The 16,915-nt window shown below is 42.9% G+C and carries 14 protein-coding genes; 8 read left to right on the top strand and 6 right to left on the bottom strand.

From position 1 onward, the window contains the following. Window positions 1–51: 51 nt before the first annotated feature. Together CXF62_RS11830 and CXF62_RS11825 are read right to left on the bottom strand one after the other, a co-directional pair. Entirely contained in the window at window positions 52–489 is a 438-nt protein-coding gene (locus CXF62_RS11830) for a DUF3429 domain-containing protein (RefSeq protein ID WP_102077989.1), read from the bottom strand. 69 nt (window positions 490–558) lie between these two features. Then, on the bottom strand, window positions 559–1,941 hold the full coding sequence (locus CXF62_RS11825) for a DASH family cryptochrome (RefSeq protein WP_102094512.1): 1,383 nt from the start codon (window positions 1,939–1,941) through the stop codon (window positions 559–561). 199 nt (window positions 1,942–2,140) lie between these two features. On the opposite strand from CXF62_RS11825, the gene CXF62_RS11820 reads away from it, so the two are divergent. Continuing rightward, complete coding sequence (locus CXF62_RS11820) at window positions 2,141–2,389, top strand: hypothetical protein (protein WP_057760515.1); 249 nt, start codon at window positions 2,141–2,143, stop codon at window positions 2,387–2,389. A gap of 114 nt (window positions 2,390–2,503) precedes the next feature. Here the strand turns inward: CXF62_RS11820 and CXF62_RS11815 are convergent, their stop codons facing one another. Further along, window positions 2,504–3,982, bottom strand: a complete 1,479-nt coding sequence (locus CXF62_RS11815; RefSeq protein ID WP_102077991.1) for an aldehyde dehydrogenase family protein — start codon at window positions 3,980–3,982, stop codon at window positions 2,504–2,506. A gap of 428 nt (window positions 3,983–4,410) precedes the next feature. Between CXF62_RS11815 and CXF62_RS11810 the strand changes: the two genes are divergently transcribed. From CXF62_RS11810 to CXF62_RS11780, 7 genes are all read left to right on the top strand, one after another. After that, entirely contained in the window at window positions 4,411–5,010 is a 600-nt protein-coding gene (locus CXF62_RS11810; protein ID WP_057760518.1) for a TetR/AcrR family transcriptional regulator, read from the top strand. Between the two features lie 383 nt (window positions 5,011–5,393). Further along, the gene (locus tag CXF62_RS11805) at window positions 5,394–6,605 is read left to right on the top strand and encodes an iron-containing alcohol dehydrogenase (RefSeq protein WP_102077992.1); all 1,212 of its coding nucleotides are present in this window, start codon (window positions 5,394–5,396) and stop codon (window positions 6,603–6,605) included. 167 nt (window positions 6,606–6,772) lie between these two features. Continuing rightward, on the top strand, window positions 6,773–7,822 hold the full coding sequence (locus tag CXF62_RS11800) for an NADP-dependent oxidoreductase (RefSeq protein WP_102077993.1): 1,050 nt from the start codon (window positions 6,773–6,775) through the stop codon (window positions 7,820–7,822). Window positions 7,823–8,061: 239 nt separating this feature from the next. Next, window positions 8,062–8,739: a type 1 glutamine amidotransferase domain-containing protein gene (locus CXF62_RS11795; protein ID WP_102094511.1), complete on the top strand. Its 678-nt coding sequence runs from the start codon at window positions 8,062–8,064 to the stop codon at window positions 8,737–8,739. A gap of 4 nt (window positions 8,740–8,743) precedes the next feature. Beyond that, a complete protein-coding gene (locus CXF62_RS11790) occupies window positions 8,744–9,373 on the top strand; it encodes a glutathione S-transferase family protein (RefSeq protein ID WP_102077995.1) in 630 nt (209 codons plus the stop codon). Between the two features lie 364 nt (window positions 9,374–9,737). Next, the gene (locus tag CXF62_RS11785) at window positions 9,738–11,426 is read left to right on the top strand and encodes an efflux MFS transporter permease (RefSeq protein WP_102094510.1); all 1,689 of its coding nucleotides are present in this window, start codon (window positions 9,738–9,740) and stop codon (window positions 11,424–11,426) included. An 85-nt stretch (window positions 11,427–11,511) separates the two neighbouring features. After that, window positions 11,512–12,774 (top strand): HlyD family secretion protein, encoded by a 1,263-nt coding sequence (locus CXF62_RS11780; RefSeq protein ID WP_102094509.1) that lies wholly within the window; start codon window positions 11,512–11,514, stop codon window positions 12,772–12,774. 130 nt (window positions 12,775–12,904) lie between these two features. On the opposite strand, the gene pdxH is transcribed toward CXF62_RS11780, so the two are convergent. From pdxH to guaB, 3 genes are all read right to left on the bottom strand, one after another. Beyond that, entirely contained in the window at window positions 12,905–13,567 is a 663-nt protein-coding gene (pdxH, locus tag CXF62_RS11775; RefSeq protein ID WP_185156654.1) for a pyridoxamine 5'-phosphate oxidase, read from the bottom strand. Between the two features lie 105 nt (window positions 13,568–13,672). Continuing rightward, entirely contained in the window at window positions 13,673–15,040 is a 1,368-nt protein-coding gene (gene glmM, locus CXF62_RS11770) for a phosphoglucosamine mutase (protein WP_102094507.1), read from the bottom strand. A 212-nt stretch (window positions 15,041–15,252) separates the two neighbouring features. Next, a complete protein-coding gene (guaB, locus tag CXF62_RS11765; RefSeq protein WP_102094506.1) occupies window positions 15,253–16,725 on the bottom strand; it encodes an IMP dehydrogenase in 1,473 nt (490 codons plus the stop codon). Between the last annotated feature and the right edge of the window lie 190 nt (window positions 16,726–16,915).

Genomic DNA, 16,915 nt, shown 5'->3' with positions numbered 1-16,915 from the left:
CAGGCTGGCTGTTCTTTAGCTATTATTTAGACATGACTTAGTCAACACCACTTACAACTGTAATGCCGCGATGACTAACGATACGACCACTATCGCCGTGACATACTGCCTAACTTTAAAATATATGTAACTGATAATCTGCGCTCGATGCAGACTATAATCGATAACCAACAGACTTATAAACCCAATCACTAATAGCCAAATAAAGCTACTGGCTGACAAGGTCAAAAAACCAAGCCAAAGGCCAAGCGCAATGACATTGCTATATATAGGCAGCTTAACCCTCCACTCATTGTCCTCTGTCAAGCTCAGATGATTGCCCCAATGTGCGCCTGCCATAAACGAGCCAATCATTAGGCCATAAGCACTTAATACATCGACTACCGAGCCAAGCATAGGCACGGTAACAACGTCTATCATCAGCAAAAATGCACAGGCGACAAACGGAATAGCACCTGCAAAAGTGAGATAAGGACTGGGCTTTTTCATTGTTTAAACCTATCTTATAATTAGTCTAATAATGGCTATCATCTGTTGAGTGGGAGTTTTCAACATACATTAATCGCTCTTTTGAGTGTTGCCTTGCCACTCACGGATAAACTCACCGTTTGGATCGTATTGCTGAGTTTGCTTGTCTAGATTAAACTGTCTACACCCTCTTGGATCAGCACCCACGCCTGCCAGATATTGCCAATTGCCCCAATTACTGCCGACATCATAATCAACAAGATGTTGCTCAAAGTAAGCTGCCCCATAACGCCAATCAAGGCCTAGCTCATGGATAAAGCAACTGGCAACCAATTGTCGTCCGCGATTCGACATATAACCTGTCGCGTTCAATTGGTTCATGCAAGCATTGACGATAGGATATTGTGTTGTACCATTCTTCCATTGCGCTAACAGACTCTCAATCAATTGAGTTGAAGGCGCGTGCTGAGCGATGCCTTTAAACCAAAACAACTTTTGCTGATGGGTGACAGCATACCAATAGAAATACTCACGCCACAGCAGCTCGAACCATATCCAATAGGTAGAGTCATTTCCGATAATATCGCGCTCATAACGGCGCAAACGATTTAATATTGTGTTTACAGATAGCGAACCGTTTGCAAGCCAAGCGGAGAACTTTGTGGAGTGCGCCCACTCATCAAGCGCGTTTCGTGTGGTTTTATAAGTGCTGGGCGCATCGGAACAGAAATAAGCATCTAAGTGCTTCAAACCGTTTGACTCACCACCTGTAAAGTTAGATGTTTGCTTTAATGTCTTATTGACCTCTGTCTCACTAGACAACTGCGATTCAAAAAAGTACTCGTCCCTACTCTGCATATTGTCAGGCAATGGAGCAAGCGTTTCTGGCGTTGGATAAATCGCTATATCTTTTTCTGCATGCAGCAAATCATAGTCACTTTCGATTTTTTTACGAAATTGCGTAAAACTTTTGGGTAAGCTCTCTAGCGGTAACTTATCAAACAAAGTCGCTGTTGTATGTATATGCCACTGTATCTCTGGATATTTCGCCTGCATAAGGTCATATACTTTGTTTTTATTATAATCTGCCGTTTGACTGATGCAGATATCTGTCACTCGTTGCTGCGCTATTAGATCACTCAACTGAGTAAAGACGTCCAATGCTTCATCGCCTTTCTGTAAATACAGCAACCTATTACCGCGCTGCATCAGTGAAGTATTTAAATCAGCCAAGCTCTCATGCAAAAACTGCTGACGAGCTTGCCCCATAGCCTCATAACGATAGGCATCGTAATAGTCTTTATCGTCTAATATGTCTGTCAACGATGACGCATAAACCAGTAGCAGTTTGCCATCAATGGAGATTTCAGATGCTTTTAGCAAAGTTGCGTTGTCCGCTACCCGCAAGTCATTGTGAAATAGCACCAATGTGACATTCTCGTTCGCTAAGTTGTTCGCTGCTTGATTTGACATACTCTATCCTTCTAGCTATTTAGCGCTAATTTATTATTTTTAATCTTGAAATATCATATACAGTGTAAAACATACTTAGCATTCAACTATGATGCGAGCCTAATACTTGTAAGGCAATGCGCTCAGCCCCAGAAACTACTTATAAGCACTGACTCTCATGTGTCTGACTGCTTAAATGGCTTACCTCTAGGAGAACACCATGACTCAAAATAATACTACGACTGAAGAAAATAAATCAGATGAAAAGCGTAAACTTATCAATCGATTTTTGATGAGATTGACAAAAGAACAGCCTCAAATGTATTACGCGACTACCTCTGAGATATCGCGGAGTATTCATACGATGATAAAAGAGCACACCAATCGCTTGTCGGTAGAAGAACAAGCACTGGTAAGACGGATGACGATGGAAGAGATTGAAGGGCTACTTGGCTTTCATGCCAGATAAGAAATTGACCAACTTCAAATACGTCATTCTCAGTAAGTTGCCAAATATCACACAAAAAAGACCGCTATCAAAGCGGTCTTTTTTATTAGCTATCAGCATTCTATTTTAGGACAATTAGAATGGATATTCACGTGGTTCATTTTGCATTGAGATCCAATGCGTTCTAGTGAACTCTTCTAGTACCCACTCACCGTTAAAACGACCGATGCCTGAGTTTTTCTCACCACCAAAAGCCACGTTACTTTCATCGTTTACTGGAATATCATTTATATGGGTCATACCTGCTCGGATACCACGAGCGAAACGTAAACCTTTTTGCATGTCTGCGGTAAACACCGCACTAGATAAGCCATACATAGAATCATTAGCTATCGACAAAGCATCCTCTTCATTTTTGGCTCGAATAATGCCTATCAATGGTCCAAATATTTCATTATAGGCAATATCCATCTCTCTAGTAACTTCGGTAAAGACATGGGGCGGGACTAATTGACCATTGATTTCACCGCTCAAGAGCATTTTTGCGCCCTCTTTCTGTGCCTCATCAATCTTATCTCTAAGTGACTGAACTTGTTTCTCATTGATGATTGGGCCAATAGCAGTACCTTGATCGTTAGGATCACCTACCTGTAACGTTTTAACATGAGACAAGAAACGCTCTACAAACTCATCGTACACTTCATTTTCAACAATAATTCGGTTAATAGCCATACAAATCTGGCCTTGATGCAAGAACTTACCGAACACGGCTGCTTTTACTGCCTGATCAATATCTGCATCCTTGAGTACAACAAATGGACTGTTTCCACCTAACTCAAGTGCCACTTGTTTGATATGCTCACCACCATTAGCTAGCTCACCGATGTGTTTACCCACTGAAGTTGATCCTGTGAATGACACAAAACTTGACGCTTTGTGTTCAACGATTGCATCGCCTATCTCGCTACCTGAACCCACAACCACGTTTAACAGACCTTTTGGTAGACCCGCTTCTTCAAATACTTTGGCCAATAGTAAACCACCAGTCACTGGCGTATCGCTAGCAGGCTTGAGTACCACGGCGTTACCAAGCGCTAGGGCTGGTGCGATAGAGCGCTGAGTCAAATGTAGCGGAAAGTTCCATGGGCTAATGACTGCTACCACACCGATAGGCTCACGGTAGATGAAGTTTTCTTTGCCAGGAGTATTTGATGGGCGAATCTCACCATGGACACGATTAGGGAATGTCGCTGCTTCAAGGGTAATCGCGCGCGTCGCACCGAACTCGACCATGGCTTTGATACGCGTACTGCCCGACTCTTTGATTAGCCAATCAACGATTTCTTCTTGGCGCTGATCCAGTATGTTGACCACTTTATATAATACTGCAGAACGCTCTGCTGGTGTCTGCTTAGCCCACGTTTCTTGAGCTTGGGTTGCAGCATCATAGGCTTCGTTCAACTGATCTTTGGTCGCTTGCTGGATCTCTACAAGCGTATCACCGTTATATGGGTTGGTATTATTGTTGGTGCTATCGTCTTTACCGGTTTGCCATTCACCAGCGATGAACTGCAAATGGAAGTCACTGTATGCACTCGTAGTATTGGTTGACATAATCATCCTTATTTTTAATTTATTATGTTAAGTATTGGTTTTCGATTATTAGAATAAAATTATTAAGTCGGCGATATCTTAATGAGAAAATATCTGGCAAGAAGTAAGTCTGAAATCGTTACTGAGCTATCAATCAATAGTCATCAATTAAAAAAAGCTCTAATGAGAAATGATCTTTAGTAATAAATACTAACGGTAACGGATAACAACAAAACCCACCTTGCTAGACGACTGGTCTAATGCTACCATAGCTATTAATAAAACAAGACTACTTTGTCAGTGAATATTGTTGATAAAACGTAACATATATAACTATATCCTATTACAATACGCCATCAACGTGACGTTCAAATGAACGTTAACTGTTTTAACTGACTATCTAATGCATACGCTAATATAAGCAACTACTAAGGGAGACAATCCTGTTTATGTCTAATACAGACGCAACTACCCCAGATACCAAAGCTCATTTACTTGCTACTGGCTACCAATTAATTGCTAAGAAAGGTTTTACCGCTGTTGGTCTAAAGCAAATTTTAGATACAGCAGGTGTGCCAAAGGGTTCTTTTTACCACTACTTTGCTTCTAAAGAAGCCTTTGGTGAAGCAATTATTAATCATTATTTTAGTTTATATAAGACTCGGTTGGATGTCATCGATGCACAAGATGTCAGTGCACAGCAAAAACTATATGATTATTTTCAAAACTGGTATGACACCCAGCAGAACGGCTGTGACCATGAAAAATGCTTGGTAGTGAAGCTCAGCGCAGAGGTAGCCGATATGTCAGAAACCATGCGTAAGGCACTCGATACTGGCTATCAGCAAACGACTATGTGGCTCGCCAAGCAGATCAAAGCTGGCTGGCTCGATGAGTCTGTCCCTCGTCACGATAACATCTCGGCTGAGAGTATGGCCAAGCGTTGGTATTTTGCATGGCTTGGTGCAAGCTTAATTGCAAAGATTAGCCAAACCAATACGCCTTTAGCAGAAATTTGGCAGATGACAACGACCCAAATGGGACGCTAATCGTTAACCGTTAACCGTTAACCGTTTGAATTTCTATCGACTGTACTTCTAACGTAACCATTAAGGCACATTGAATATTCATAACGTTCATAGATAATAGCTATCAATATTATGCTTGAGTATTCAGTGTGCTTTATGACCTTCTCTTTTTTAAACGAATTTCTTGAAGACATTTGCATATGACTTAAACAGTTATACGAGAGTTTTGTAAACATCGCTAGACGACTGGTCTAATTGGTGTACAATGCGCACAAATATTAAGAATGAATGTCTATACGAGCATTGCTTATCATTCATTGATTAATATCAGACAATATCTCATGTCAAAACAATTTAATTGAACCGTTTTTATTAAAAACTTTTTATTACTAATTAGGAATTTTATGAATAATTTCCAATATTACAACCCAGTCCGTATCGTTTTTGGTGAAGGTCAAATCGAACAATTATCAGACCTAGTCCCTACTGATGCACGCGTTCTTATTACTTACGGTGGTGGTTCAGCACAGCGTACCGGTACTTTGGATGAAGTAAAAACTGCATTAGCGGCTAGCGGTAACCGTACTGTTTTTGAATTTGGTGGTATCGAGGCTAACCCAGAATTCACTACGTTATTAAAAGCCGCTGATATGGTGAATGAGCACAACATCGACTTCTTGTTAGCAGTTGGCGGTGGTTCTGTGATTGACGGCAGTAAATTTGTTGCACTCGTTTCTTCATTAACTGAAGAAGACGGTACTGTCTCACGTGACCAAGCTTGGGACGCGCTAACGGGTTATTGCAAGAACATCGATTCTGCTGTTGACCTAGGTGCGGTATTGACCATCCCAGCAACGGGTTCTGAGATGAACTCAGGCGGCGTGATTAACTATAGCGAACGTCAAGCAAAACTACCATTTGGTAACCCACTGGCCTTCCCTAAATTCTCAATCCTAGATCCAATCAAAACACTTACCTTGCCTGAGCGTCAGGTTATGAATGGTGTGGCTGATGCATTTGTTCACGTAATGGAACAGTACCTAACTTACCCAGTAAACGCTAAAGTCCAAGATGCCTTCGCTGAAAGCCTGCTTAAAATCCTTATTGATGAAGGTCTAGTTGTTAAGCAAGATCCAGAAAACCTAGAAACACGTAAGAACATTATGTGGACAGCGACCATGGCATTGAACGGTCTGATCGGTACTGGTGTGCCACAAGACTGGACAACTCATATGGTTGGTCATGAGCTGACGTCACTACACGCTATCGATCATGCACGTACGCTAACCATCGTATTGCCATCAGTGATGCGTGAGCTAAAAGAAAGCAAAAAAGAAAAATTGCTTCAGTATGCGCGTAACGTATGGAACATTACCGATACTAACCTAGACGACGATGCCATTATCGAAACGGCTATTGTCTACACTGAAAACTTCTTCCGCGAGCTTGGCTTGCCAGTTAGCCTAGAAGATGTTGACTTGACGGAATCAGCGATTGTTCCAATCATCAAGCAGCTTGAAGTGCATAACATGGTCAAGCTTGGTGAACATGGTACCAACGACCTAGAAGTATCACGTCGTATCTTGCAGCGCGCTGTAACTAGCAAAGCGTCTTAATAAGCGCTATAGCAAGAACTGTCAGAAGAATTATAAGAAAAATCGCAGCAGTAACAATAAGTACATATCGTTATGCTATTTATAGTAGTAGCTATTCCATGTTGGGTAGCTACTACATTTAACACCACTATAATAATGACAATTAATAAATATAAAGGAGTCCTACAATGAGCTTCGACAAACAACAGAATCAACAAACAAATCGTCAAATCAAATTAGCGAGCCGTCCTAATGGCGTACCTACTGCTGACAATTTTGACATGGCAACTAGCGACATTCCTACGCCAAAAGATAACGAGATGCTACTACGCACGGTATATCTGTCACTAGATCCATATATGCGTGGGCGTATGAGCGATGCAAAAAGCTATGCAGACCCATTAGAAGTCGGTGACGTCATCATGGGTGGTACCGTAGCGCAAGTGGTCGAGTCGAATATCGACAACTTCGCGGTAGGCGACTTAGTCGTATCAAACTCAGGCTGGCAGGACTACAGTGTCAGTGATGGCGAAGGCGTCCTGAAACTAGACAAAAACATGTCTAACCCTTCTTATGGTTTAGGCGTGTTAGGTATGCCAGGGTTTACGGGTTATATGGGTCTGACTGATATCGGTAAACCACAAAAAGGCGAAACTTTAGTCGTGGCAGCAGCCACTGGACCGGTCGGGGCCACTGTCGGTCAAGTGGGTAATCAATATGGTCTGCGCACTGTCGGTGTGGCAGGCGGCAAAGAGAAATGCGACTTTGCGGTCAATGAGCTTGGCTTTGATGTCTGTATCGATCACAAAGCTGACGACTTCGCTGAGCAATTAAAAGCAGCATGTCCAGATGGTATCGATATCTACTATGAAAACGTTGGCGGTAAAGTATTTGATGCGGTAATGCCATTACTTAACGACCACGCACGTATTCCAGTATGTGGTCTGGTATCGCAGTACAACGCAACTGATTTACCGGATGGCAAAGATCGCCTAGGTATGTTGATGGGTCTTATCTTAAGCCAACGCCTAACTGTCAGAGGCTTCATTATCTTTGAAGAGTATGGCGACCACTTCCCAGAGTTCTTAGAAACCATGAGCAAATGGGTGGAGTCAGGCGAAGTAAAAACCAAAGAGCACATTACTGACGGTCTAGATAATGCCCCAGATGCATTTGTCAGTATGTTAAACGGTGATAACTTTGGTAAGACTGTAATCAAAGTATCTGACGTTAACTAGTTATTGGTTAAACATTGACTAGTTAAGCAGCTACTGACAGTTAGCAATCGTTGTGAATAACTACTTAACAACATAAATTGTTAATATCACTACTGAAAGTTGCTTACAAAGCAGGAATAATGCTAACAGTCATTATTTGCATCTAGGCTAATTAAGTAAAAACAGCTAATAATGCAACGGAAAACTTATGACTGTTGGCTACATAGTTACTAACACATAAATAATAAACAAGGATAATTATGAACATTTTAATGGTACTAACGTCTCATGACCGTTTAGGCGATACTGGTAAAAAGACAGGATTTTGGCTAGAAGAATTTGCTGCTCCTTACTACGCATTTCTTGACGCTGGCGTAAATGTAACTCTAGCTTCTCCAGCTGGCGGTCAACCACCACTAGATCCTAGTAGTGACACAGAAGACACGCAAACCAAAGATACCACTCGTTTTAAAGAAGACAAAGACGCTCAAGAACATTTGGCTAACACCAAAAAACTTGCTGATATGAACGCTGAAGATTTCGATTCAGTATTTTATCCTGGTGGTCATGGCCCATTGTGGGATTTGGCAGTAGATAAAAACTCTATCAATCTGATCGAGACTTTTGTCAAGCAAGACAAGCCTGTTGCCTTTGTTTGTCATGCACCTGGCGCGCTTAAAAGCGTCAAAGTTGATGGCGAATACTTAGTAAAAGGTAAAACCGTTACTGGCTTTACCAACTCAGAAGAAGAAGCGGCTGGCCTAACAGACGTGGTGCCTTTCTTAGTAGAAGATGTCTTGAAAGCCAACGGTGGTAACTATAAAAAAGCCGCTGATTGGGAAGAGTTTGTGGTCGAAGATGGTTTATTGATCACAGGTCAAAACCCAGCCTCATCAGAAGAAGCGGCTAAGCGTTTGATCAACAAGCTCAAAGGTTAATATCATGATTCGCTTACATCACCTTAATCAGTCACGTTCGTTGCGTACGCTTTGGCTCTTAGAAGAGCTAGGCGTGCCTTATGAAGTGGTCAGTCATCAGCGCGATGCCAAAACTCATTTGGCACCAGATTCCCTGAAGGCAGTTCACCCACTCGGTAAATCTCCGGTTATCGAGATGGATGGACAGACTTACGCTGAGTCCGGTGCGATTACAGAGTTATTGATTGAACGATTTGCGCCAGAGCGTCTGCGCCCTGCTACAGACAGCTCGGACTATGGATATTATCTGCAGTGGATTGACTTTGCAGAAAGCTCGCTGATGCTGCCATTAATGCTTGAGCTATTTACCAAAAAAGCAGGCATTGATGACAATGAGTTTTTGAGTGGCTATATCGATACAGAAAAAACCAGATTGTTTGAATATCTGGATGCTTCGGTTAAAGGTAAGTCGTTCATTGTGGGTGATAAGCTAAGTGGTGCTGACTTTATGTTGTCATTTGACTTAATCATTCTCGCTAAGCGTCAAAAACTCGACGCTTACTCGAATATCAGGCAGTATGCTGAAGCGCTTGCCAGTCTCGATAGCTATCAGCGCGCTATGCAGCTAGAGGCTAAGTACGACCAATCCGTTTAGCATTGCATCATAACTGACAGACCAATTTTCCGATACACACAAACAGCTCTGTATAGAGCTGTTTTTTATGCGTATAGCATTTTTTACTTGTTGCATCGCTTGTTTTAATGTTCGTCATATTGCACGAAATACTGCTATATCTTTATTCAATAGCGCCAATGAGTTACGCTCTAATGACAAAAGCGCTATAAAGATTATGATAAAATATGCCCTGCATTTCTTGGGTTATCTTTCCAGTTTGACCAGCATTTATATCAGTAACTCCGCTGTTTTTAAGCTATGAACATTCATCGTACTGACCTGATTTTGCGTCTGGAATCTGTTCTATGCCATTCTATTTCCTTATACAGATTATGGTACGTCCATGAGTAATGAATATCAGTTTAAGCCCCACGAACAACCGATAATGGTGGGCTCTCCTGCCAATCCTGATCATCCTGCACGCCGCAAATTATTTTACTTACTGATCGGAATTTTCGTTGGTCTCACTGCCAGTTTCCAAAACGGTCTGCTCGTCGCAAATCTTACTCAAATTCAGGGTCAACTGGGCTTAACGCCAGCTGAAGGTGGCTGGATATCTGTTAGCTATAATATGACCAATGCCTGTATCACCGTTCTGCTGTACAAAATTCGCCAACAATTTGGTATGTCACTGTTTAGCAAAATCACCCTGTCATTTTTGTTAGCCGCCACCAGTCTACAGTGGCTGATCAGCAGTCACTTGTTAGACACACCTAATATTAGCATTGAGCCCTATTATTTAGAGATTGTCGCTAGGGGACTTAGTGGTATGGTGGCAAGTGGTATGACCGTATTGGGCTTGTTTTATTGTCTTCAGGGAATGCCAACCGTCAAACGTACTAGTGGTCTCATATTGGGTTTTGGTTTGGTACAGTTTGGTATTCCATTATCACGTGTCATCTCGCCCTACCTCGCCATCGACGGTCAGCTTGAAAACTTATTTTTATTTCAATTTGGTCTGGCGCTGATTTGTTTTGGGCTGATTAATATATTAGAGCTACCACCAGGGAATACAGAAAAAGTATTTGAGAAATTGGATTTTGTAAGCTTTGGTTTTTTCGCAAGTGGTCTGGCTGCATTGGCTGTCGTTTTGGTACAAGGTCGAATTTTATGGTGGACGACACCTTGGCTCGTCTATCCACTGATGATTGCTATCGTCGGGATTGGCATCGCGTTATGGATTGAGACGCATCGCAAAAATCCAATGCTCCAAGTGCGCTGGATGCGTAGTCGCAATATTATTGCATTCATGGTGACGGGCGCTGTCATGCGGATTTTGCTATCTGAGCAAAACGTCGGAGCGGCAGGATTGCTCGCTAACCTCGGCTACGGTAACGATCAGCTGGTTACTTTTTATGCTGTTATTATAGCCGCCAGTGCACTGGCTTTGATTATTAGTATTTTTAGTACCAATGCGATGGATTTGCGCCGACCTGTTATTTTTGCCGTGGCATTGATTGCCTTAGGTTCTTGGATGGATGTTGGTGTGTCTATTAATTCAGCGCCCTATATGTTTTATCTTAGCCAGTTTTTGATTGCCTTTGCTGCAGTCTATTTCATGGGGCCTTTGGTTTTTGAAGGGTTTTTGCGGGCTATTGGCAGTGGCCCTGCGTATATTATTAGTTTTTCAGTGATTTTTGGCATCTCCCAAACAGTTGGCGGACTGGCAGGTGCGGCAGCCATTCAGGCATTTACGACCATTCGTACACAAATGCATTATGCAGATATGGTCAGCTCATTGAATTTGGGCGATCCTACGTTCAGCGCTCAAATTGCCAGTACTCGTAGTGTATTGTCAAACCAAACGACGGACGCAGCGCAAGCGAATGTGGCCGCGATGAGCCAAGTGTTGCAAGGGATTCAACGCCAAGCAACTGTCTCCGCTTATAGCGATTTGTTCTTTTTGATGGCCAGTTTTGCTACTTTCGTTACAGCCATTTTATTGATCAACTATTTTTATAATCGTTACCACAAGCGCAATCCACTTGCTAAAGAGCTTGCCGTTATTGCAAAAATGCGTGAGTCAAAATAACTCAGCTTATTCTATTAATCATGTCTCACCCCATTCATTTATAGCCAGTCCATTTTAATATTTATTAAAAATTTAGGAGCATGTCATGAGCCAAGAAAAACCAAATGAGCTTAATAAAATACCTCAGACGTCAACTGATGCTCCAGCAACAGACACACCTCTAGCGTCCGATATAAGCAAAGAAGAGTCTGCTGCAACTTCTTCGCCATCAGCAACTAAGACAGCAGAAGGTGATATAGAAAGCAGTTCAGACAGCAATGAACCACCGATGCCACCAAAAGAGCCAATACCCGATACTACTGGTTGGTCGCCTAAGAAAAAATCCTATCTAAACTTAGGCTTATTAATTTTATTGATTGTCATTGGCGTGACATTGATTTTGTATGCGTGGAAGCTCCCACCATTTACCCCAACGGTACAGCAAACCAATAATGCTTTTGTCAAAGGTCAGACGACTATTATTAGCCCGCAAGTTTCTGGCTATGTCACCAAGGTAGCCGTGCAAGACTTCGCCAACGTAAAAGCTGGCGACTTACTCATAAAGATAGATGATCGAACCTTTCAGCAGCAGCTCGACCAAGCCCAAGCAAATACCGAGGTAGCCCTTACTAACCGTTCTACCAATGACCAGGATACACAAACCAGCCAAGCGCAAATTGAAGCACGTAGAGCTGATTTGTATAGTGCCAAAATCAATGTCGAGAGCGCGCGTGAAGATGTAAACCGTTATCAAGGTTTAGATGCTATTGGTGCGGTATCAAAAGCAGAAGTTGCTCATATCAAGGCGCAGTTGGCTCAAGCACAGGCAAGTGTGCAACAGGCTGAAGCCAATTTACAAGCCGCTCAACAAAACCGCGCCAAAACCAGTGGCACCCAACCCTCGCTGGACGCAAATATCAAAAGTGCTGAGGCAGGTGTGAAGCAAGCACAAATTAATCTCGATAATACGATCATCACAGCACCTGAGTCCGGTCAGCTGAGCCAAGTCAGTGTCAAAGAAGGCCAGTACGTTAGCGCGGGCACCCAGCTCATGTATATCGTGCCAAAAGGCATTTGGATTATTGCAAACTTTAAGGAAACCCAAATAGCTAGTATGGCGATCGGCGAACCAGCTACTATTCATGTGGATGCGCTTGGCGGTGCCAAATTTACGGGTCACGTGAGTAATATCTCGCCAGCGACTGGTAGCGAGTTTAGTGCTGCTGCTGCCAACCCTGCGACAGGTAACTACATAAAAATTGCTCAACGTATTCCTGTACGCATAGACCTAGACCAAAACCAGCCTGAACTTGCACGCTTACGTCCTGGCATGTCAGTCTCAGTGGATGTCGATACCAATATTAAATGAAAGGTTGAATAAAAAATAATGCCAAACAAGGTAAATAGTCAACGTAAAAAAGCCACTCTAGACACCAAAGAACTTGGATTTAGAGTGGCTTTTTTAGTTTTGTATAATCTATAGCTTGAGGCTATAACAACTATGGTAATAAACGTTTGGTCGTCCAGCTTGTATTGCCTTCACTGTCATCGCCGCTACTCTGCGTATACACAATTCGGTCATGCATCCGATTGGCGCGACCTTGCCAAAACTCAATACTTTCAACCGTAATCTCATACCCACCCCAAAACTCTGGCGTTGGTACAGTAGTATTGTCAGGGTGCTCTGCTTGAAGCTGTTCAAACGTTTGCTCCATGACTTCACGATTGGCCACTTCACCACTTTGCGGTTGACTGACCCAAGCTCCTACTTGGCTATCGTGCGGACGCTTTTGGAAGTAGGCAGCCGATTTATCAGCAGCAATTTTAGCGATACTACCGCTAATACGGACTTGACGCTCCAGCTCATGCCAAAAAAACAGTACCTCAGCATTAGGATTTTCTACAACATCCTGTCCTTTTGCGCTGTCATAATTGGTATAGAAAACGATACCTGTCTCAGTAATCTCGCGTAGTAACACAATACGGACGCTAGGCTTATTGTCTGCGCCACATGTCGCCAAACTCATTGCATAAGGCTCTTGCACCTTTTGCGCTAACGCCTCGTTCATCCAAGCTTTAAAGAGCTGGAATGGTGACGTTGGTACTGACTGTTGGTCAAGCTCACCTTTCTCGTATGAGAGGCGTTGGTCGGTAAAGTCCATGCTCATGGCAGTTCCTTATTTGAAAACTATAATGTTGTTGTCTCGAATACCAGTCGTTTAGATATCAGTCATTATCTTAAATACGAGTTATTGCACTAAATACTATTAGCCTAGTACCGACTTTATAAGATCAGCTAAGTCATTAGCCATTACATCGCATTCTATTTCATCATCTGACTCAACCATCACACGAATCATAGGCTCTGTGCCTGACTGACGTATCAACAGACGACCACGACCCTCTAGCGTTGCCTGTGCTTTATCAAAAGCAGCAACCAACTCCTCATGTTTGAATGGGTCTTGCATTTGAGATAAGCGTACATTGACTAACTTTTGCGGCAACACTTCAAAACCTTCAACAAGCTCACTTAGCGCACGCTCTCTGGCTTGCATCACTGCCAGTACTTGCAAACCAGCAATGATAGCGTCCCCTGTGCGACTTTTGTCTAAGCAGAGAATATGACCAGATGGCTCACCGCCCAATATCCAGCCATTAGCTTCTAAGTCCTGCATCACGTAACGGTCACCCACCTTTGCGCGAGTAAATTTAATGTCTGCATCTTTTAGCGCCAGCTCTAGCCCCATGTTGCTCATGAGCGTGCCGACAACACCTTCAGCTTTGGTTTTACCTTGGGTAGCAAGTACGTATAAGATACCATCGCCGTCGACTAGCTTACCCGTCTCATCAACCATTACGATACGATCGCCATCACCATCAAGCGCAATACCGACATCTGCGTCATGCTCAAGCACAGCTTTTTGTAAGCTTTCAGGATGGGTAGAACCACACTCAGCATTGATATTGATGCCGTCTGGCGTATTATTGATGGCAATCACGTTGGCCCCCAACTCGCGCATTACTCTAGGTGCTACGCTATAGCCTGCACCATTGGCACAATCCACTACTACCGTCAGATGACTGAGGTCATATTGATAAGGAAAACTGCCTTTGCAAAATTCAATATAGCGACCTTTAGCATCATCAATTCGGTTGTTCTTACCTAAATTTGCAGGATCAAGAATAGGCATCATAGCAACATCACTACCAACGTCGTTCATAATTGCTGTCAATTTATCATTAATTGCAGTCTGCATCTCATCACTTATCTTTTTGCCGTCACCTGAGAAAAACTTGATTCCATTATCATAATAGGGGTTGTGCGAGGCTGAGATAACCACGCCAGCATCTGCATTGAAACTACGGGTCAAATGCGCAATCGCTGGGGTTGGCAATGGACCAAGCATATAAACATCAACACCAGCCGCATTAAAACCTGCTTGTAATGCTCCCTCTATCACATAGCCTGACAGACGCGTATCTTTACCAATCACCACACTTGGCTTACGCGTAGGATTTTCATTTTTTTCTATGAGGACAAGCCCAGTGACGTAGCCTAGTTTTAAAATAAAGTCTGGTGTAATTGGTAATTCACCAAATTTTCCGCGAATTCCATCAGTGCCAAAATAGCTCATTATGTGTTCCTCAAGTCAAAAAAATAAAAGGCCAAACGTATACGCAGGCAATGCTATTGTTGTAATAATCTGTTTCTGTATTTTACAAAAAAAACAGCCAACAATAACAGAGCATTGTTGGCTGTTTGTATCTTAAGCTCGCTGCAGCCTTACGTCTCAGCTAACATCAATACATTTTAAATCTACAAAAGAGAAGTATTTCACGGAACGATCTAGTTTACTCGATAGTTCGGTGCTTCTTTAGTGATTTGCACATCATGCACATGCGACTCTTTCATACCCGCTGAGGTTACTTTGATAAACTGCGGATTGGTACGCATATCTTCAATCGTGGCAGAACCCGTATAACCCATTGATGAACGTAAGCCACCAACCAACTGATTAACAATACCCGCAACTGGTCCTTTATAAGGAACACGGCCTTCGATACCTTCTGGTACTAGCTTCTCTACGCCATCTTTTGCATCTTGGAAGTAGCGGTCTGAAGAACCGTTTGATCCTGACATTGCACCTAAACTACCCATACCGCGATACGCTTTATAATAGCGACCTTGGAACAGCTCAACTTCACCTGGTGCTTCTTCGGTACCAGCCATGAGTGAACCAACCATGATGCATGATGCACCAGCAGCGATTGCTTTTGCCATGTCACCTGAGTAGCGGATACCACCGTCAGCAATCAATGGAATGCTGTCTTTTAAAGCACTAGCAACGTTATCAATCGCTGAGATTTGCGGTACACCGATACCTGCGATGATACGCGTGGTACAGATAGAACCAGGGCCGATACCTACTTTTACTGCATCAGCACCTGCGTCACGTAAAGCGATTGCAGCTTCACCTGTTGCGATGTTGCCACCGATTACTTGCACATGCGGGTAGTTTTTCTTGATCCAAGACACTTTATCGATCACGCCTTTTGAGTGACCGTGCGCCGTATCAACAACGATAACGTCGACATCAGCAGCGATTAATGCTTCAACGCGTGCTTGCGTGTCGGCACCAGTACCAACAGCTGCGCCAACACGTAGGCGACCTTGTTCGTCTTTACACGCATTTGGATTGTTTTCAGCTTTGGCAAAGTCATTAACAGTAATCAAACCACGCAGGCGGAAATTATCATCAATGACGATGACTTTTTCGATGCGGTGCTCATGTAGCAATCTTTTGATATTCTCGTTGCTTTCACCTTCATGCACAGTTACTAGCTGCTCTTTAGGTGTCATAATCTGACTAACTGGCAATGACAAATTGGTCTCAAAACGCCAATCTCTATGAGTAACAATACCCACAACGTTATCTGTGCCTCTTTCGACTACTGGCACACCTGAGATATTATTATCTTGAGTCAAACGCAGCAATTCACCGATTGTCATCTCTGGATGGACAGTGATAGGATCAACAACGGTACCCGCTTCAAATTTTTTGACACGGCGTACTTGTGTAGCCTGCTTCTCGATGTCCATGCTCTTATGCAAAATACCCATGCCACCAAGCTGTGCCATAGTGATAGCCATTTCAGACTCAGTCACAGTATCCATCGCCGCAGAGATTAGCGGAAGATTAAGTGTGATGTTTTTGGTCAAACGAGTAGACAGATCAGCAGTTTTTGGCAGAACTTCAGAATAGGCTGGTAATAATAAAACGTCATCAAAGGTTAAGGCTTCATCGACAATTCGCAACATACAGACCCCTAGTGGTGGTTATTTTGATGGGTAGGAGCTCAGGGTTAAGCGTATCAATCATTACAGCTGCATATACAGTGCTGACTCATGGCTAACCACTCAGTTATCCTATAAAAATAACGCCACATTATAACAAATAAGCGCCTCACTGACACACTATATTTGTCAGATTATTTTACACAAGTAAGTC

The organism is Psychrobacter sp. MES7-P7E, from assembly GCF_002863645.1.
Classification (GTDB): domain Bacteria; phylum Pseudomonadota; class Gammaproteobacteria; order Pseudomonadales; family Moraxellaceae; genus Psychrobacter.
Note: the sequence above shows the minus strand (reverse complement) of the source record. Positions and strands in the feature narration are given on the sequence as shown.